This is a genomic window from Pararhizobium sp. DWP3-4, from assembly GCF_049898205.1.
Taxonomy (GTDB): domain Bacteria; phylum Pseudomonadota; class Alphaproteobacteria; order Rhizobiales; family Rhizobiaceae; genus Pararhizobium.
The window spans coordinates 35,824-53,962 of record NZ_JAFCXF010000004.1; the positions used below are offsets into that span (position 1 = coordinate 35,824).

The window sequence follows — 18,139 nt, forward strand, 5'->3', positions numbered from 1 at the left end:
GGTTGATTTGAGGCCCGGGTTTTCCCGGGCCTCTTTTCGTTTGAAGCCTTTGCCTGGCTTCGGGTTGGCGACCGATTTCTAATATGCTTTGGCTGTCATGCGGGTGTTACACTGCACGCTCAAAACCCCTTCCATATTCATTGATCAGGAGGGACATCCCGTGAAGACATTTTCGCTCACCGCAGCACTCGCTGCCGTGCTTGCCGCCTCGACCGCGTCAGCCGTCAGCGCAGAACCCGTATTCAATCGTATTGCCTCCTTCGCCGTCGCCGGCAATTTGCCTGAAGGTGTTGATAAGAAGTCCGTCACCTCGGCCGAAATCATCGCCGCCAGCGAGGACGGCAACACGCTGGTCTATTCCGACAGCCCCAACAAGGCGATCGGCTTTATCGATATCACCGATGCCAAGTCCCCGAAGGCCGGTGGGTCCGTCGCTTTCGACGGTGAGCCGACCTCGGTGAGCATCGCCGCCGGCAAGGCGCTGGTCGCGATCAACACGCGCGAAAGCTTCGTCAAGCCGTCGGGCATCCTGGCGCAGGTGGATATCGCTTCCAAGGCGATCGATACGACCTGCGACCTCGGCGGCCAGCCGGACTCCATCGCCCTCAACAAGGACAAGACGATTGCCGCGATCGCCATCGAAAACGAGCGCGACGAAGAGGTCAATGACGGCGACATCCCGCAGATGCCGGCCGGCGATCTGGTGATCCTGTCGCTGAAGGATGGCGTCGTCGATTGCGGCTCGATCAAGCACGTCACGCTGACCGGACTTGCCGATGTCGCCGGCGACGATCCGGAGCCGGAATTCGTCGCCTTCAACGGCCAGGACGAGATCGCGCTGACGCTGCAGGAAAACAACTACATCGTCATCATCGACGGCAAGACCGGCACCGTGAAGAGCCATTTCTCCGCCGGTACCGTCAACCTTGAAGGCATCGACACCAAGAAGGACGGTGCACTGAAGTTCACCGGCGAGATCAAGGATGTCGCCCGCGAACCCGACGCCGTGAAGTGGCTGGACGACGACCGCTTCGTCGTTGCCAACGAAGGCGACTGGAAGGGCGGCGCCCGCGGCTTCACCATCTTCGACAAGACTGGCAAGGTTCTTTACGAGAACGGCGCCGGCTTCGAGCACGAGATCGCCAAAATTGGTCACTACCCGGACAAGCGCAACAAGAAGGGCGTCGAACCGGAAGGCCTGGAAGCCGCCAAGTTCGGCGACGATAATCTGTTGTTCGTGCTTGCCGAGCGTGCGTCCGTCGTCGGCGTCTACAAGGACACTGGCGCCGAGCCGGAGCTTCTCCAGCTTCTGCCGTCGGGCATCGGCCCTGAAGGTGCCGTTGCCATTGCGAGCCGCAACCTGTTCGTGACCGCCAACGAAACCGACCTCGTCGAAGATGGCGGCGCCCGTTCGCACGTCATGATCTATGAGCGTGCGGAAGGCGAAGCTGCCTATCCGCAGATCGTCTCCACCGAGAAGGACGGCGAACTGATCGGCTTCGGCGCGCTTTCCGGCCTTGCTCCGGTCAAGGACAAGCCGGGCATGCTCTACGCCGTCAACGATTCGTTCTACGCCTCGCAGCCGACGATCTTCACGATCGACGCAACCGCAAAGCCGGCGAAAATCGTCGATGCCCTGCGCATCACGCGCAACGGCGCTGCCGCACAGAAGCTTGACAGCGAAGGTCTGACGCCGGACGGCGAGGGCGGCTTCTGGCTCGCCAATGAAGGCGATGCCGACAAGCTCGTCGGTCACGCCATCATTCACGTGAACAAGAAGGGTGAGATCGAGAAGGAAATCGCCATTCCCGCCGAGCTGCGCGCCGGCGAGAAGCGCTTTGGCTTCGAAGGCATCACCAGCGTTGGCGAAGGCGATGACCAGGTTCTGTGGATGGCCATGCAGCGCGAATGGGGCGATGACGAAAAGGGCTTTGTGAAGCTCGTTTCCTACAAGCCGTCCTCGAAGGAATGGGGCGCCGTGCGCTATCCGCTCGAAAAGACCGAAGAAGGCTGGGTCGGTCTTTCCGAAATCACCGCCAGCGGCGATTACGCCTACATCATCGAGCGGGACAACCTGGTCGGCGATGCCGCCAAGCTCAAGAAGCTCTACCGCGTCGCGCTTGCCGAGCTGAAGCCGGCCAAGCTCGGCGGTGACCTGCCTGTCGTCAAGAAGGAAGAGGTCCGCGACCTCGTTCCCGACCTGAAGTCAGCCACCAATGGCTACGTCGTCGACAAGGTCGAAGGCTTCACCGTCGATGCAGCCGGCAATGGCTATGTCGTTACCGACAACGACGGTGTCGACGGCTCCTCGGGCGAAACCCTGTTCTTCTCGATCGGTACAATGAACGCAATGTGATTGCGTCGGTATTGAGAGCGGAAAAGGCCGGAACATGATGTTCCGGCCTTTTCCATTTGTACCTGTTGAGGTCGGCGAAAGACGCGCTATTCGGCTGCAGTTTCGCCGTTTCCTTCCGCTTCCTTGCGTTTGCGGATTTCATCTGCCTTGGCCACCAGCCGGCTGACGATGTCGTGCATCTGGTCGAGCTGCTGATCGTCGAGTGCAGAGAAGATTTCCTCGATCAGCTGTTTGCGCGGATGTTCGGCGGCTTCGAGAACGACGCGGCCGACATCGGTGATCGAAACGATCTTGGCACGGCGGTCTTCCGGATCGGGCTTGCGCACCACCAGCTTGTCTCGCTCCAGCCCGTCGATGGCTTCCGTCACCGTTCGCGGCGCAAAATTCAGGGCACAGGCAATATCGGTCGACCGGCAGGGACCTAGCTTGCTCAGGAAAAACAGGAACTTGCTACGCGCCAACGACACGCCTTCCTCCGTCATCGATTCGTTGATGAGGCGGTGAACGCGATGGTAGAGCTCAAAGAGCTTGTCGGAGACTTCGAATGTGGATTTCATGATGTTTATATGGATATTATGAGGGGCCATGTCAAATGACGGTATTGTTGGTAGCCTAGTCAAGTCTAATTCCGGACCCATGCGCCAAGGTCCCGCATCCCCCCAATAATGTTGCAGGGATGAAAGCGCTGAATAGACATTGGACCAAGCCACCCACGGCATTGACGCGAGGCCGGACGCCGGGCCATGGTCGGTTATGCCCTTTCGTTTCGTCCATACCGCCGACCTTCATCTCGATTCCCCCTTGCGCAGTCTTGCACTGAAAAATCCGGAACTTGCCGAGCTGGTGCGCGGCGCGACCCGGACTGCGCTCGCAAGGATTGTCGATCTGTGCCTCGCAGAGAGTGTCGATGCGCTGCTGATTGCGGGCGACCTTTACGACGGATCGCAGACCTCGATGAACACGGCACTCTATCTCTCGAGCGAATTGCGCCGGTTGGAAGCGGCCGGGATCGGCGTGTTCCTGATCCGCGGCAATCATGATTCGCAGTCGGCAATGACGCGCGAGCTGACATTCCCGGCCAATGTGCATGTGTTTGCCGGCCGGGCAAAGCCGGTGCGTGCCAAAGCTCTCGGCAATGGACGGGAAGTCCATATCCACGGTATCAGCTTTGCCAATCCGCACGCGCCCGACAGCCTGTTGCCGTCCTTTCACCCACCCGTCGCCGATGCGGTCAATATCGGCATGCTGCACACCAGCCTTGCCGGTACCCCAGGCCATGATCCCTATGCGCCGACCAGTGTCGCCGAGCTTGCACGGCACGGTTTTGACTATTGGGCTCTCGGCCATGTCCATCTGCGCCAGGTTCACTCCGAGAGCCCGTTGATCGTCATGCCAGGCATGCCGCAGGGGCGCGACATCAACGAGGCAGGGCCAAAGACGGTGACGCTGGTCACTGTCGGCGATGATGGTGTGCTGGGCCATCTTGAGCATCAGATCGGACAGGCGGTATTCGAGCGCGTGACCATCGATCTCAGCGGCGCACAGGATTGGCGCCAGATGCTGGAGAGGGTCGGCGAAACGCTGGCCTCGTTGCGAAATCAGGCGGGTGCCGACCATCTTATCCTCAGAGTGGCGCTGACCGGCACAACGCCGCTGGCGTGGAAACTTCGCCGCGACCCCGATTTTCTGCTGGCCGAGATCACCAATCTTGCCGCCGGGCTCAACGGGTGCTGGGTCGAGAAGATCGATATCGATTGCCGGGGTATCGACGCGGGGACGGCCTTGAGCGGCCCAGACCCGGTGGAGGAACTGGCCAGCCTGATCCGCACCGATGTGTTGGCCTCACACGCCTTTCGCCAGGAAGCGGGTGCCGTGCTCGATGAACTGTTGCTGCAGCTGCCGCGCGAATTGCGCGAAAGCCTGGCCGGCGATGAACAGGCGGCCGGGCGGTTGGCCGAGGCCATGGCGCTTGCCGGCAGCGATGACGTGCTCGCCTATCTGCATGGCGGCGACGCAGAGGGGGATCGCTGATGCGGCTCAATCGTCTCGATCTGCTTCGCTATGGAAAATTTACCGGACGTAGCCTGGATTTCGGCGAGGCCCGCCCCGGAAAGGCAGATTTCCACCTCGTCTACGGCCCGAACGAGGCCGGAAAATCGACGCTGTTCTCCGCCTTCCTCGATCTGCTGTTCGGCATCGAGCGGCTGAGCGGTTATGGCTTCCTGCACCCTTACGCAACGATGCGGGTCGGCGGTGTCATCGAGACCGGCGGCAGGGTGCATTCCGTCTCGCGGGTAAAGCGCAACCAGAATTCGCTGCTGGGGCCTGACGATCAGCCGCTGCCGGACAACCTGTTTTCGGCGGCGCTCGGGTCGATCGACCGGGCGACCTATCAGATGATGTTCTCGCTCGACGACGACAGTATCGAAAAGGGTGGCGAAAGCATCTTGAAGAGCGAGGGCGAACTAGGTGCCCTATTGTTTTCGGCAAGTTCCGGCCTGCCGGACAGCAGCGCCATCCTGTCTGGGCTGAAGGCGCAGGCAGACGCGTTCTACAAGCCGCAGGGCCGCAAGCATAAGCTGGCGGAGCTGAAGGCCGAGCTTGAGGCGCTGAAGGACGAAAAAAACGCCATCGACGTCAACGCCCGCGAATTCGCCAGCCTGCGCAAGGTGCGGGACGCGGCTGCCGAGCGGCATGAGATTGCCGTGAAGGCGCGGGCGGAACTGCGCGTTGCCCTCGATCATGCCCGCGCCCGCATCGAGGCGCTGCCGCTTCTGGCGCGGTTGCGCGGCCTGCGCTCCGAGCTTGCCGGTTTCGCCGACCTGCCGGAGCCACCGGCCGACTGGCATGCTCTCTTGCCGCAGTTGCAGCGCGAGGAAACCGGGATCGATGCCCGTCTCGCGCAGCTGGAAGCCGATATCGACCGGAGATCTGCAGAAATCGCCGCCATTCAGCGGGATGAGGCGGTGCTGGCGTTGGCTGATGCTATCCGCGATCTGGAAAATTCCGGGTTGGAGGCCCGCCACCGGACGGCTGCCAGCGATATGCCGAACCGCCTTGACGAGCGTGCCAAGATCGTCGCTGACATTGCTGCGCGCGTTGGCCGCCTTGACCGGGCGGATGGGACCGACGCCGCTGCGCTCATCCTGCCGGCCGCCGTTACCGGTAGGCTGCAGGATCTTGCCCAAAAACACGCCGCGCTGGGCGAGCGGCTGGACGCTGCCTTGCGGGAAAAGACGCTTGCTGAGGCGGAAAACGCAGAGGCTGCCAGGGTACAGGCGGCATTGGCTTCCGAAGGTTCCCCGCGTGGCGGGGATCCGGCGCTTTTGGCTGACGTGCTGCGGACGCTGCGTCAAAATGATTGCCTGCTGCGGCAACAAACGGCCAACCGCCAGATCGCAGAACTGGAAGACACTCTGACCGACAAGCTTGCAACGCTGTCGCCAGCGCAACTCGATGCGGACAGTCTGGCAGCCGTTTCCATTCCCGATGAAACCGAAATCGCCGAGTGGACGGCGCGGCGGACGGCGCTGACGGAACAGTTGAAGCGGCTCGATGACCGGATCGCCGAAGAGATGGCGCTGACGGCTGCGGACGAGGCCAAGCTTCAGGAACTGACGCGGACGGGGGGCTTTGCCGCCGACGATGCGGCCTTGACGCTGCGCCAGGAGCGCGACCGTGCGTGGCAGGCGCATGCGGCACAGCTGGACAGCGACAGCGCCCGCGTTTTCGAAGCGGTGCTCAAGAAGGACGACGAGGCGGCGGCGCTGAGGCTGGCGCGATCGCAGGACCTTGCGCAGGCACGCGGGCTTTCGCTGTCGATCGCCGAACGCAACGGCAAGCTTGTCGCATTCCGACAGCAGCATGCGGCAGCGCATGCCGCGATTGCGGCCCTTCGTTCGGAGATTTCGACGTCGGCCATTGCCTGTGGATTGCCCGAGGATACCAAGCTGAACCAGCTTGTGGCGTGGCTTGGGCGACGGCTGGCAGTGCTGGAGGTGCGCAACCAGCTTCGTACGGCACGAAAGGATGCGCGGCTTGCCGCAGTGGATGAAACCAAGGCCTTGGAGCGCCTGACCCAGGCGTTGCAGGACAGCGGCGTGGCCAATGGCATGCCGGCGCGGCTGGAAGATGCCATCGCCTTTGCCGGGCGTATCATCGACGATTTGCAGGCGGCCCACCGGGCGCATGTCGCGGCTGCGGAAACACTGGAGCGGGCAGGGAACGCCCTGCGCACACGCACGGTCGCCTGGGCGTCGGCCGACGCTGACATGGCGGAGTGGACTGCGCGCTGGCAGGAAGCTATCGCAGCGACCTGGCTGGCCGAGGCTGCGACGCCCCTGTCACCGCAAGAGATCGCCCCCGTTCTGGCCATCCTTCAGGATCTGGACAAGCTCATTCAGCGCAGGGCGGACCTTGACCATCGAATCGATGGCATGCGCAAGGATCAACTGGCCTTTTCTGCCACCGTCCGGACGCTTGCTGAAAAGCTAACCATCGCAGCACCGGACGAACCGCTCGTTGCCATTCAGACGATTCGCGATCGATTGGCCGATGCCGAAAGGCAGGAAGCGCTGTTCCGGCGTCTTTCCGATGAAAATGATGCCCGCAATGCCGAAAAGCGCGCGTTGGGCGAAGCGCGAGCGCTGCACGACGCGCAGAAGCGTGGGATGCTTGATCTGTTTGAGAGCGGCTCGCTGCTGGAGGTTGGAGCCCATCTGGCAACGGTCAAGGCGCGGCAGCGCCTGCGCGAACGGATTGCCGAGGCGGAGACCGATCTGGCCGCCCGGCTCGGTGTCGGCGGCGCCGACGAGGCGGAAATGCTGCTGAGTGCCGTCGATGCGGATGGACTGCGCCTGGAACTGGCGGCGCTGCAGTCCCGGCTTGAACAAGCCGACCAGGACGGGGCCGAGTTGCATGCCGAACGGCGTGATGCCGAAAAGGCGCTGGCTGCCATCGGCGGCGGCGATGCTGCCGCCCATATCGAGGAAAAGCGCCGCACGGTGCTGGCCGAGATCGAGGAGCGGGCGACCGCCTATCTGCGGCTGCGGATGGGCATCCTGGCCGGCGAAACGGCGCTCAGGCTCTATCGCGAGCGTCACCGCAGCGCGATGATGCGCCGGGCGTCTGCTGCCTTCAGCGTCATCAGCGGCGGCGATTACGAGGGACTGACGACCCAGGCAGAGAAGGGCGAGGAATTCCTGATCGCCAATGCCGCCGGCGGCGGATCGAAACTGGCGCGGGATCTCTCCAAGGGGACCCGCTTTCAGCTTTACCTGGCGCTGCGCATGGCCGGTTATCACGAGATCGCCGCAACCCGCGAATCGCTGCCCTTCATCGCCGACGACATCATGGAAACCTTCGACGATCGGCGCGCGGAGCACGCTTTTTCCCTGATGGCCGACATGGCCGGGGTTGGACAGGTGATTTATCTGACGCACCACCAGCATCTCTGCGATCTTGCCCGCAAGGCCTGCCCGGACGTGACGATCCATGCGCTGTGATTGTCGTAATGGCGAAGGTGGCTGAGTCCGGGATGACGGGGGAGACATTGGGCCTGAGTGCACTATGTTTGCCCCTTGCAATGACCGCCGCTCTCTTGGCGGCAAACACCAGGGAGCCATCACCATGGAAATCAAGACCTGTGGATCACGTCCGTCAGTTCGTCCGCCGGCAGATTATTTTACCGGCACCGTCCGCCTGGACCCGATCCACGACACGCCGGAGCCCGCGCGCATGCGCTGCGCCTCGGTCACCTTCGAGCCCGGCGCTCGCACCGCCTGGCACACCCATCCACTCGGCCAGACCCTGATCGTCACGGCCGGCAGCGGCCTTGCCCAAACATGGGGCGAGCCGGTTCGCGGCATCAGGGCAGGGGATACCGTGTGGTTTCCGCCGGGTGAAAAACACTGGCACGGCGCCACGGAAACAACGGCCATGACCCATATCGCCATCCAGGAAGCGCTGGACGGCAAGGCGGTTGATTGGATGGAACAGGTGAGCGACGACCAATATCTGGCAAGATAAGCGTCTGGCAGGCGCCGCATGAAACCGGGCCAATGATTCTTGCCGTTTCCGCGTTGCAATAGACAGGGGAACACAGTTATCTGAGGCGAAGGTTTGCGTCTCGGGGATATCTGCCCACGGACTGCCGCTTAAAGGTTTCGCCGATGTACAATTTCCATGTTGGACAAAAGGTCGTCTGTATCGACGACAAGTTCAAGAACGTCTCGATCGATCAGGGCATCCGCAAGGGGCAGATCTATACGATCCGCTGGGTTGGTCCCTACAAGCATTATATCGACGGCGAATTCATCGGCGTGAAATTGGCGGAGATCGACAGGGGCAATGACGATGGTCCGGAAGGCTATGGCGCAGCCGATATGCCCTTTCGTGCCACGCGCTTTCGCCCCCTGCTGAAGGATCGCCTGTCGGCCCTGAAAAACCTTCTGGCGCCGACGCCGAAAGGTGAAAAACCCTATGCGCCCGACGCTCCCGAAGAGCCCAAGCGCAAGGCACCGGTTCGGAAAAAGGAAGAGGTCTAATCGACGGCAGCGCCGCACGTCACGAATGACGCGCGGCGCTGCGGTTCTTCTGATGCTCGGCACAAGCGCCTTCCGCTAATGCGGAACGGGTCAGTTGGGATCGATGATCTGATGCCTGCGCACCAGCCGCAAGGAGCGGTCTGGCTGGATGATGTAGGTTTCTTCGGCTGGCTTGCCGTATTGGTCATTCAACTGATGATGAACGACGCTACCGACGGGAGCCTTGGTCAGCTTGGTCTTCGGTTGGCCACCATAGGTGATGCTGCCGGGGATCGGGCTTATCTCCGGCATTGCCGAACAGGCGGCAAGGCCTGCGGCAAGCGTTGCTGCCAGGATTGCTTTCTTCATGTGACATTTCCCCTTCACGCCCCGATCGCTGGTCCCGGCTCTCTATTCTATGGCGCTGGACCGGCGAATTTGCTGGCAAACAGATGGCAACGCGCCTGCCACATGACAAGAGCCTTCAAGGCCGCTGTTTAAGAAAGCATGCAAAAACCCTTGAAATCGAGTTGAGATGCTGAAATTGAGGAGGAGGGTAATGGTGGGCGATGACGGACTCGAACCGCCGACATCCTCGGTGTAAACGAGGCGCTCTACCAACTGAGCTAATCGCCCTTCGCGAAGCAGAAGCAGTGTCTGCCGCGTCGGTGGCCGTGATCTATGCGTATCGGTAGGAAACCGCAAGAGCGGAATGGAAGATTTTTTCGATTTTTTTGCAAAGCCCCAGGATCGCTGGCCGTCGCCCGATAAATCGGATGTGGAAAACCGGCAGGGCGTTGAGAGACAGCAATGGGGAGGGCCGAGCGAGCAAATTATGCTGTAGCGGGAAGTGCTTCCCAGAGAGGTGTGGAATTTTGTGGGTGCTTTTTCATGCCTGTGGAAACAATTCGATGGCTGTCACGGTTTTGTCTCCAAACCTGCTTGACACCCAAAGACGAACCTCGTAGTTAGCCGCTCATCGAAACGGCCTAGCCGGTTCGAGCGGATGCAAAAGCATCTGGACGACTTGAAATGAAATGCGCGGGTGTAGCTCAGTTGGTTAGAGTGCCGGCCTGTCACGCCGGAGGTCGCGGGTTCGAGCCCCGTCACTCGCGCCATTTCAAGATTAGCAGTTTCTGCTTATGTCCGGTGATGTTTGTAACATAATGCGCGGGTGTAGCTCAGTTGGTTAGAGTGCCGGCCTGTCACGCCGGAGGTCGCGGGTTCGAGCCCCGTCACTCGCGCCATTTTCCGCTAAGATTTCAAATGCAAGTTTGATTTGAAAGCCGACGGGACCTCTGGTCCCGGTCGGTTCTTGCCGTTTTTCCGCTGCATCAGGCGTGCAGGATTTTTTCGATCAGGTAGCCGGAGGTGCCGGTCTCATCGCGCAGTTCGCAGATGCCGCCTTCCTCCATCTGCTTGCAGACGAAGCGCAAGGTTGTTTCATCCAGCCCGAAGCGAAAAGAAAGCATGTCGTGCAGGTCAGCGGCAGTCAGTGGTCTGACTTCGCCACAGCGTTCCCCCTCGCAAAGCAGGCTGATCCGCACGGTGTGTGGCATGCATGGGCCGACTCATCTGTCGCCTTCAAGGATATCCGGCGTGTGCCGCCGTACTGCCGGTGGTCTCATCCCCGCAAAGAGGGGATAGCGATGATGCGCAATCTTTTTCACGGTAGACAGACCTTCCTCTGTTCCGTTGCAGGCAATTGCTGAGGCAGGCATCTTTGGTGGCGGATACCCGGCCGTCATTCCCGTGTTCTGAAGGCCGGTGGGGTCAAATGTTGATGGCGCGCGGCTTCACATAGATATGCGCTTCGATCGCCGCTGCGATCAGATCCTGCCGGACAAGTTCGGGCGGTTGTTTGCCGCGAAAGGAATCCAGGCAGGTCATGACGGCAAGCTTGTAACTGGGTCCGCGTTTCTTCGGCCAGTTATTGAGGAGCAGGTCGGCGGCTTCCCGCGAGCTGGAGACGCTGATCACGTCTTGGCGGTCGTTCAGTTCGAGTAAAACACTCTCATGCCAGGGAATATCATCCATGAGCTCACCCTCTATTAGGAATACATTACCTAACTGGGCTTGCGCGAAGGTTGTGTTTGTCCGTGCCGGTCGGGAAATTCGCCGAAGATAGCCTTCGGTATCATGCTTTCGACCCTGATTTTAGAAAGGAACCGGATGGGCTGCATCGCGACCCATGCAAAACACGGATAGGCGCCATGCGCTGTTGTTGCAGCTCCGGTGAGCATGCGGGCACGCCTCCATGTCCACTTTCCGGCGTTTTTGCATTTGGATTTCAATCGATTTTAGCCAGCGCGACCATATGTCCCCGGTGTTGCCGCTCAGAGGCTTGGCCGTCTGTCTTGCATGGGGCGGCTGGGATTCTGCGGGATTTGCGCCTACCCGGCGGAGATGCTAGTTTTTGGCCGGTCTTCATTCCCGCGACACAAGGGGGTGAAAACCGTTCTCAAGGCTTGCACAGCGGCGCTGGCTGCGCTAACCACTTTGGCGTTGCAACATATTTTTCGGCCTGTGAGCCTTTGTTTTGCGCTTCTTCAGCGCGCCTCGCAGGCAGGGACGGATACAATGACAGACCTTCTCGGCTCCTACATCCCGATCGCGATTTTCATCGGTATATCGCTGGTTATCGGGCTGGCGCTGCTGATCGCGCCGTTCGCCGTTGCCTACAAGGCGCCTGACGACGAAAAGCTTTCGGCCTATGAGTGCGGCTTCAACGCATTCGACGACGCCCGCATGAAATTCGACATCCGATTCTACCTCGTGTCGATTCTCTTCATCATCTTCGATCTCGAAGTGGCGTTCCTGTTTCCCTGGGCGGTATCGTTCAAGGACATGGGCTGGTTCGGCTTCTTCTCGATGATGTCGTTCCTCGGCGTGCTGACCATCGGCTTTATCTATGAATGGAAGAAGGGAGCGCTGGAATGGAACTGACATCCAGCACGACGCTCGTCGCGCCTAAGCCGAAGGGGATCGTCGATCCCTCGACCGGCCAGCTGATCGGCAGCAATGACAAATATTTCGGCGAGATCAACAATGAGCTCGCCGACAAGGGTTTTCTGGTCACCTCGACGGACGAGCTGATCAACTGGGCCCGCACCGGTTCGCTGATGTGGATGACCTTTGGTCTGGCCTGCTGCGCCGTCGAAATGATGCAGATGTCGATGCCGCGTTACGACGCCGAGCGTTTCGGCTTTGCACCCCGCGCCTCACCGCGTCAGTCCGACGTGATGATCGTCGCCGGCACGCTGACCAACAAGATGGCTCCGGCTCTGCGCAAGGTTTATGACCAGATGCCTGAGCCGCGTTACGTCATCTCGATGGGCTCCTGCGCCAATGGCGGCGGTTACTATCACTATTCCTATTCGGTGGTGCGCGGCTGTGACCGCGTCGTGCCGGTCGATATCTATGTGCCGGGCTGTCCTCCCACGGCAGAAGCGCTCCTTTACGGTGTGCTCCTGCTGCAGAAGAAGATCCGCCGCACAGGCACGATCGAACGGTAAGGGCAGGGGACCTGAACATGAGTGAAGCCCTGAACGGACTTGCTACCTACATCCGCGAGACACGCGGTGCGTTGATTTCGGATGCCGTCATCAGCTATGGCGAACTGACGCTGACGTCGACAGCCGACAATCTGATCGCGCTCCTGACGTTCCTGCGCGATGACGCCCGCTGCGGTTTCATCAACTTTACGGATATTTGCGGTGTCGACTGGCCGCAGCGTCCGGACCGTTTCGACGTCGTCTATCATATGCTGTCGCCGAAGCAGAACCTGCGCATCCGCGTGAAGGTCGCAACCGGCGAAGATCAGCCGGTGCCGTCGGCCTGTGCCGTCTATCCGGGCGCCGACTGGTTCGAGCGGGAAGCCTACGACATGTACGGCATCCTCTTCACCGGCCATCCGGACCTGCGCCGCATCCTCACCGACTACGGTTTCGAGGGCTATCCGCTGCGCAAGGACTTCCCGACGACCGGTTTCGTCGAGGTTCGTTACAATGACGAAGTCAAGCGTGTCGTCTATGAGCCCGTCGAACTGAAGCAGGAATTCCGAAACTTCGACTTCATGTCGCCCTGGGAAGGAACGGACTACGTTCTGCCGGGTGATGAGAAGGCAAAGCAGTGACTAGTGATTAGTCAGTAGTGATTAGAAAGGTCTTCGGTGACGATTGGGAAAATCAGTTCCTACCGTGATTTGAAGGTCTGGCAATTGGCGATCGATATATCGGTGGCCTGTTATGAAGTGACGAAGACCCTTCCGAGGGAAGAGATATACGGGCTGACGAGCCAGATCAGACGCTCATCCGCATCGGTCGCAGCAAACATTGCTGAAGGCTACGGAAGGGAAAACAGAGGCTCGTTTGTCCAGTTTCTAAGGATTGCGCAGGGGTCGTTGAAAGAGCTAGAGACGCACTTGATCATCGCCGGAAGGGTCGATCTGATACGTTCGGCCGTTTTAAGCGAATTGTTGGACAAGTGCGATGAGAATGGAAAAATGCTGGGCGCTCTTATCCGGACTGTCCAGCGCAAGAAAGACGATGAGCAGGTTCGCGGATGATGACTAATCACTACTCACTGGTCACTAATCACCGCAAGCGCGGAGCGCGATGAAATGAACGAACATAACGTCCGGAATTTTAACATCAATTTCGGCCCGCAGCATCCGGCGGCGCACGGCGTTTTGCGTCTCGTGCTGGAACTGGACGGCGAGATCGTCGAGCGCGTGGATCCGCATATCGGCCTTTTGCATCGCGGCACCGAAAAGCTGATCGAGACCAAGACCTATCTGCAGGCTGTGCCCTATTTCGACCGGCTCGACTATGTCGCGCCGATGAACCAAGAGCATGCCTATGCGCTGGCCGTCGAGAAGCTGACCGCGACCGAGGTTCCGATCCGCGGCCAGCTGATCCGCGTTCTCTATTCGGAAATCGGCCGTATCCTCTCGCATCTCCTGAACGTCACGACGCAGGCCATGGACGTCGGCGCGCTGACGCCGCCGCTCTGGGGTTTTGAAGAGCGCGAAAAGCTGATGGTGTTTTACGAGCGGGCCTGTGGCGCGCGCATGCACTCGGCCTATTTCCGTCCGGGCGGCGTCCATCAGGACCTGCCGCACGAACTGGTCGAAGACATCGGCAAGTGGATCGAGCCGTTCCTGAAGACCGTCGACGATATCGACGAACTTTTGACCGGCAACCGCATCTTCAAGCAGCGCAACGTCGATATCGGCGTCGTGACGCTGGACGATGCCTGGGCCTGGGGCTTTTCCGGCGTCATGGTGCGCGGTTCGGGCGCCGCCTGGGACCTGCGCAAATCGCAGCCTTACGAATGCTATGCCGACATGGAGTTCGACATTCCGATCGGCAAGAACGGCGACTGCTTCGATCGCTACCTGATCCGCATGATCGAGATGCGCGAATCCGCCAAGATCATGCGCCAGTGCGTCGATCGCCTTTTGGGCGACGCCAAGATCGGCCCGGTTTCGTCGCTTGACGGCAAGATCGTGCCGCCCAAGCGTGGCGAGATGAAGCGGTCGATGGAAGCGCTGATCCACCATTTCAAGCTCTATACCGAAGGCTACCACGTGCCTGCGGGCGAGGTTTACGCGGCTGTCGAAGCGCCGAAGGGCGAATTCGGCGTCTATCTGATCTCCGACGGCACCAACAAGCCGTATCGCTGCAAGATCCGCGCGCCGGGTTACGCCCATCTTCAGGCCATGGATTATATCTGTCGCGGCCACCAGCTGGCGGACGTTTCCGCCATTCTCGGCTCACTTGATATCGTGTTCGGCGAGGTTGATCGCTGATGCGCGGGATGGCCCTGACAGTTTTGGCATCGACGCTTGCTGCGGCTCCTGCCTTTGCGCAGGAAACCGCACCGAAATCCGATGAACCTGCGATGAGCGGTTCGTCGGGCAGCGGCATGGGCAGGCTTCTGAGCCAGGGCTACGAGATCAGGGCCGCAGTGCCGAACGGCACGCGCTACATCGTATTTTTGCAAAAAGACCAGTCAGCCTATGCCTGCGAATTCGTCACACTGACGACATCGCGGTGCGGTTCGATTAACTGATAAGGTGCGGGAAGAATGTCCGTTCGTCGACTAGCCGAAGAAAACGTCCAGCCAGCGGCCTTTGCGTTCAGCAAGGATAATGCCGCATGGGCCAAGGCCACGATCAATAAATACCCGAAGGGCCGCGAGCAATCTGCGGTCATTCCGCTGTTGATGCGGGCGCAGGAGCAGGATGGCTGGGTCACCAAGGCGGCGATCGAAAGCATCGCCGACATGCTGACCATGCCGTATATCCGCGCCCTTGAGGTAGCCACCTTCTACACCCAGTTCCAGTTGAAGCCGGTCGGAACGCGCGCCCACGTTCAGGTCTGCGGCACGACGCCGTGCATGCTGCGCGGCTCTGAAGACCTGATCAACCTGTGCAAGAAGCGCATTCATCCCAATCCGCTGACGCCGAACGAAGCCGGCACGCTGTCCTGGGAAGAAGTCGAGTGTCAGGGGACCTGCGTCAACGCACCGATGGTGATGATCTTCAAGGATACCTATGAAGACCTGACGGTTCCGCAGCTGGAATACATCATCGACCGTTTCGACGCAGGCAAGGGTGCCGACGTCAAGCCGGGTCCGCAGATCGACCGTATCTTCTCGGCTCCCGTTGGCGGTCTGAGTACATTGCTGACACCGGAAAAAAAGCCGGCAGCACCACGCGCCAAAAAGGTCAGTGACGAGGCTGCCGTCAACCTAGCGCCGTCGAATGCCGGACGGGCGAGGCCCGACGCGCCGGAAGCCGATCCGACCTTGAAGACGCCGGTGACGGCAAAGTCCGAATCCGCTGCCAACGACAAGGTTTCCGGCGAGACCAAGGCTGAAGGCGGCGCGGACGTCAAGCCTGCCGCTGCTGCCGCAAAGCCGTCGCTCGAAGACAAGAACCGTCCGGCCGGGATTGCCAAGCCGGATGCTGTCGATGACCTGAAGCTGATCTCCGGCGTTGGCCCGAAAATCGAAGGCACGCTGCACGAACTCGGTATCTTCACCTTCGCGCAGGTCGCGGGCTGGAAGCTGGTCGAGCGCGAATGGGTGGACGGCTATCTGAACTTCAAGGGCCGTATCGAACGTGACGACTGGGTCAAGCAGGCCGAGGCGCTGGCCAAGGGCGGCGAAGCCGAATACATCAAAGTTTTCGGCAAGAAGCCGCGATAAGTTAGGTGAACCATGCTCGACGATAAAGATCGAATTTTTACCAATATCTACGGCATCCATGACAAGTCGCTCAAGGGCGCCATGGGCCGTGGTCACTGGGATGGCACCAAGCAGATCCTGGAAAAGGGCCGCGACTGGATCATCAACGAGATGAAGGCTTCCGGCCTTCGTGGCCGTGGTGGCGCTGGCTTCCCGACCGGTCTCAAGTGGTCCTTCATGCCGAAGGAAAGCGACGGCCGCCCGCATTATCTCGTCGTCAACGCCGACGAATCCGAGCCCGGTACCTGCAAGGACCGCGACATCATGCGCCACGATCCGCATACGCTGATCGAAGGCTGCGTGATCGCGAGCTTCGCCATGGGCGCGCATGTCGCCTATATTTATGTGCGCGGCGAATATATCCGCGAGCGCGAAGCGCTGCAGGCGGCGATCGACGAATGCTATGACGCCGGTCTTCTCGGCATCAACAACAAGCTCGGCTGGGACATGGACATCTACGTCCATCACGGCGCCGGCGCCTATATCTGCGGCGAAGAAACCGCTCTGCTGGAAAGCCTCGAAGGCAAGAAGGGCCAGCCGCGCCTGAAGCCGCCGTTCCCGGCCAATATGGGCCTCTATGGCTGCCCGACGACGGTCAACAACGTCGAGTCGATCGCCGTCGCCCCGACCATCCTGCGCCGTGGCGCCTCCTGGTTCTCGGCCATCGGCCGTCCGAACAATGTCGGCACCAAGCTGTTCATGGTGTCTGGTCACGTCAACAAGCCGTGCACGTTCGAAGACGCGATGGGCACGCCGTTCCGCGAGATGATCGAACGTCATTGTGGTGGCATCCGTGGCGGTTGGGACAATCTTCTGGCCGTCATTCCGGGCGGCTCGTCCTGTCCGGTGGTCAAGGCCGAGGATATCATCGACGCACCGATGGATTTCGACGGCATGCGCGACGTCAAGTCGTCGTTCGGTACGGCCGCCATCATCGTGATGGATCGCTCCACCGATATCATCAAGGCCATCTGGCGCCTCGCGGCCTTCTACAAGCACGAGAGCTGCGGCCAGTGCACGCCGTGCCGCGAAGGCACCGGCTGGATGATGCGCGTCATGGAACGCATGGTTCAGGGCCGCGCCCAGAAGCGTGAAATCGACATGCTGTTCGATGTTACCAAGCAGGTCGAAGGCCACACCATCTGCGCGCTCGGCGACGCGGCGGCTTGGCCGATCCAGGGCCTGATCCGCAACTTCCGTCCTGAGATGGAAGCGCGCATCGACGAATACACCCGCAACTCATCATCGCATGGCGCGGTGCTGGCTGCGGCGGAGTAACCGATATGGCAAGGCCGGGACACGAAACGGGGAAGGGGAAGCAGGCAGAACCTGCCGGACCCTCGACCGTGCCTCCGGCCGGCAATGATCCGTTCGGCATGGCCGAGTGGTTGAAGGACATGCCCAAGGTTGCGCTGCATCCGCTGATGCAGCATCCAGCGGCAGCCATGGCGGCGGCAACGGCGATCGGTTTCGGAATGACCAGCCAGATCGCCGGTTTCATGCTTGGGGCGATGCAGGGGCTGGCGCAAACGGCGCAGAAGACCGGTGTTGTGGCGGATGAAAAGAAGGCGGCAGAAGAAGCCGAACCTTTAGTGGAACCGGTTGCAGCGGCAAAGGCTAAGCCGGTAGTGAAGGCGAAGGCGCCCGGCAAGGCTCCGGCCAAGCCCCGGCCGGCAAAGGCGAAGCCAGCGGCGGCCGAGCCGGTTGCGGTTGCGCCGGTCAAGGCCGAAAAGCCGAAGAGGCAGAAGGTTGCCCGCGTTGTTGAAACGCAGGCGGACGATCTGAAGCGGATTTCCGGCATCGGACCGAAGCTGGAACAGGTTTTGAATGGAATGGGCGTGCGGCGTTATGCCGATGTCGCTTTGTGGAGCGATAAGGACGTGCAGCGTTTCGACGACCAGCTGGGTTTTGCCGGCCGTATCGCGCGGGACGGCTGGGTCGAGCAGGCAAAGGCCCTGATGAAGGGTTGAGATTGAGTTTCGGGCGGGGGCCGGTGGTTTTCGTT

18 protein-coding genes and 3 tRNA genes are annotated in these 18,139 nt (G+C 60.6%); 16 read left to right on the forward strand and 5 right to left on the reverse strand.

Going from position 1 to position 18,139, the window contains the following annotated elements; genetic code table 11:
- Positions 1–160 precede the first annotated feature (160 nt).
- Complete coding sequence (locus tag ACP7E6_RS11865; protein WP_426229984.1) at positions 161–2,356, forward strand: esterase-like activity of phytase family protein; 2,196 nt, start codon at positions 161–163, stop codon at positions 2,354–2,356.
- A gap of 86 nt (positions 2,357–2,442) precedes the next feature.
- Here ACP7E6_RS11865 and ACP7E6_RS11870 read toward each other — a convergent pair whose 3' ends face one another.
- Positions 2,443–2,913: a MarR family winged helix-turn-helix transcriptional regulator gene (locus ACP7E6_RS11870; protein WP_426229985.1), complete on the reverse strand. Its 471-nt coding sequence runs from the start codon at positions 2,911–2,913 to the stop codon at positions 2,443–2,445.
- 196 nt (positions 2,914–3,109) lie between these two features.
- Between ACP7E6_RS11870 and ACP7E6_RS11875 the strand changes: the two genes are divergently transcribed.
- From ACP7E6_RS11875 to ACP7E6_RS11890, 4 genes are all read left to right on the forward strand, one after another.
- Positions 3,110–4,387, forward strand: coding sequence for a metallophosphoesterase family protein (locus tag ACP7E6_RS11875; RefSeq protein WP_426229986.1), 1,278 nt, complete (start codon positions 3,110–3,112; stop codon positions 4,385–4,387).
- Positions 4,387–7,860 carry an AAA family ATPase gene (locus tag ACP7E6_RS11880; protein WP_426229987.1) on the forward strand — a complete coding sequence of 1,158 codons (3,474 nt, stop codon included), beginning with the start codon at positions 4,387–4,389 and terminating at the stop codon, positions 7,858–7,860. Before ACP7E6_RS11875 ends, ACP7E6_RS11880 begins: the two co-directional genes overlap by 1 nt.
- A 124-nt stretch (positions 7,861–7,984) precedes the next feature.
- Complete coding sequence (locus ACP7E6_RS11885) at positions 7,985–8,383, forward strand: (R)-mandelonitrile lyase (RefSeq protein ID WP_426229988.1); 399 nt, start codon at positions 7,985–7,987, stop codon at positions 8,381–8,383.
- A 143-nt stretch (positions 8,384–8,526) separates the two neighbouring features.
- Positions 8,527–8,901 (forward strand): CAP-Gly domain protein, encoded by a 375-nt coding sequence (locus ACP7E6_RS11890; protein WP_426229989.1) that lies wholly within the window; start codon positions 8,527–8,529, stop codon positions 8,899–8,901.
- A 90-nt stretch (positions 8,902–8,991) separates the two neighbouring features.
- Here the strand turns inward: ACP7E6_RS11890 and ACP7E6_RS11895 are convergent, their stop codons facing one another.
- Both ACP7E6_RS11895 and ACP7E6_RS11900 read right to left on the reverse strand, forming a co-directional pair.
- Complete coding sequence (locus tag ACP7E6_RS11895; protein ID WP_426229990.1) at positions 8,992–9,249, reverse strand: hypothetical protein; 258 nt, start codon at positions 9,247–9,249, stop codon at positions 8,992–8,994.
- 191 nt (positions 9,250–9,440) lie between these two features.
- Positions 9,441–9,516, reverse strand: a tRNA-Val gene (locus ACP7E6_RS11900).
- Positions 9,517–9,921: 405 nt separating this feature from the next.
- Here ACP7E6_RS11900 and ACP7E6_RS11905 point away from each other — a divergent pair.
- A tRNA-Asp gene (locus ACP7E6_RS11905) sits at positions 9,922–9,998 on the forward strand.
- 52 nt (positions 9,999–10,050) lie between these two features.
- Positions 10,051–10,127, forward strand: a tRNA-Asp gene (locus ACP7E6_RS11910).
- Between the two features lie 87 nt (positions 10,128–10,214).
- Here ACP7E6_RS11910 and ACP7E6_RS11915 read toward each other — a convergent pair.
- Together ACP7E6_RS11915 and ACP7E6_RS11920 are read right to left on the reverse strand one after the other, a co-directional pair.
- On the reverse strand, positions 10,215–10,439 hold the full coding sequence (locus tag ACP7E6_RS11915; RefSeq protein WP_426229991.1) for a hypothetical protein: 225 nt from the start codon (positions 10,437–10,439) through the stop codon (positions 10,215–10,217).
- A 214-nt stretch (positions 10,440–10,653) separates the two neighbouring features.
- Positions 10,654–10,917 carry a DUF982 domain-containing protein gene (locus ACP7E6_RS11920; protein WP_426229992.1) on the reverse strand — a complete coding sequence of 88 codons (264 nt, stop codon included), beginning with the start codon at positions 10,915–10,917 and terminating at the stop codon, positions 10,654–10,656.
- Positions 10,918–11,460: 543 nt separating this feature from the next.
- Here ACP7E6_RS11920 and ACP7E6_RS11925 point away from each other — a divergent pair.
- The 9 genes from ACP7E6_RS11925 to ACP7E6_RS11965 are packed head-to-tail and all read left to right on the forward strand — an operon-like array spanning position 11,461 to position 18,104.
- Positions 11,461–11,826 carry an NADH-quinone oxidoreductase subunit A gene (locus tag ACP7E6_RS11925; protein ID WP_037107729.1) on the forward strand — a complete coding sequence of 122 codons (366 nt, stop codon included), beginning with the start codon at positions 11,461–11,463 and terminating at the stop codon, positions 11,824–11,826.
- On the forward strand, positions 11,817–12,395 hold the full coding sequence (locus ACP7E6_RS11930) for a NuoB/complex I 20 kDa subunit family protein (protein ID WP_037107732.1): 579 nt from the start codon (positions 11,817–11,819) through the stop codon (positions 12,393–12,395). Before ACP7E6_RS11925 ends, ACP7E6_RS11930 begins: the two co-directional genes overlap by 10 nt.
- Positions 12,396–12,412: 17 nt before the next feature.
- Positions 12,413–13,015 carry an NADH-quinone oxidoreductase subunit C gene (locus tag ACP7E6_RS11935; protein WP_037107735.1) on the forward strand — a complete coding sequence of 201 codons (603 nt, stop codon included), beginning with the start codon at positions 12,413–12,415 and terminating at the stop codon, positions 13,013–13,015.
- 42 nt (positions 13,016–13,057) lie between these two features.
- Entirely contained in the window at positions 13,058–13,447 is a 390-nt protein-coding gene (locus ACP7E6_RS11940) for a four helix bundle protein (RefSeq protein ID WP_426230322.1), read from the forward strand.
- Between the two features lie 54 nt (positions 13,448–13,501).
- Positions 13,502–14,692, forward strand: coding sequence for an NADH-quinone oxidoreductase subunit D (locus tag ACP7E6_RS11945; protein WP_426229993.1), 1,191 nt, complete (start codon positions 13,502–13,504; stop codon positions 14,690–14,692).
- Positions 14,692–14,955 carry a hypothetical protein gene (locus tag ACP7E6_RS11950; protein WP_426229994.1) on the forward strand — a complete coding sequence of 88 codons (264 nt, stop codon included), beginning with the start codon at positions 14,692–14,694 and terminating at the stop codon, positions 14,953–14,955. The genes ACP7E6_RS11945 and ACP7E6_RS11950 overlap by 1 nt, the downstream gene beginning before the upstream one ends.
- Before the next feature lie 15 nt (positions 14,956–14,970).
- Positions 14,971–16,095 (forward strand): NADH-quinone oxidoreductase subunit E, encoded by a 1,125-nt coding sequence (locus tag ACP7E6_RS11955; RefSeq protein WP_426229995.1) that lies wholly within the window; start codon positions 14,971–14,973, stop codon positions 16,093–16,095.
- 12 nt (positions 16,096–16,107) lie between these two features.
- Positions 16,108–17,412 carry an NADH-quinone oxidoreductase subunit NuoF gene (nuoF, locus tag ACP7E6_RS11960; protein WP_060641218.1) on the forward strand — a complete coding sequence of 435 codons (1,305 nt, stop codon included), beginning with the start codon at positions 16,108–16,110 and terminating at the stop codon, positions 17,410–17,412.
- Between the two features lie 5 nt (positions 17,413–17,417).
- Entirely contained in the window at positions 17,418–18,104 is a 687-nt protein-coding gene (locus tag ACP7E6_RS11965) for a hypothetical protein (protein ID WP_426229996.1), read from the forward strand.
- The last annotated feature ends 35 nt before the right edge of the window (positions 18,105–18,139 follow it).